Source organism: Streptomyces sp. P17 (assembly GCF_032436805.1).
Taxonomy (GTDB): domain Bacteria; phylum Actinomycetota; class Actinomycetes; order Streptomycetales; family Streptomycetaceae; genus Streptomyces.
In genome coordinates, this window is the sequence record NZ_JAVRBF010001271.1 from 1 (window position 1) to 248 (window position 248).

1 protein-coding gene is annotated in these 248 nt (G+C 68.5%); it reads right to left on the bottom strand.

The window, feature by feature from the left end; all coding sequences use genetic code 11:
• On the bottom strand, nt 1-248 hold a 248-nt coding region (locus tag RMT89_RS44660), incomplete at both ends, for a sigma factor-like helix-turn-helix DNA-binding protein (protein WP_315889474.1).

The window sequence follows — 248 nt, forward strand, 5'->3', positions numbered from 1 at the left end:
TCGTGCGCCGTGGGGACGAACAGACCTGTGCCGCGTCCTCGTACGACACCCCCGACGCACCGATCAGTACCAAGGCCTCGCGCTGGTCGGGCGGCAGCCGCTGCAGCGCCCCGCGGAAATCCAGGAAATCCATGTGGCCGTGCTGGGACGGGGCGGAGGCGAGCTTCGCTGCCATCACCCCATCGCTGTCGGCCACCTCACGGCGGCGCTTGCGGTACTCGGAGTAGTAGACGTTGCGCAGGATGGTG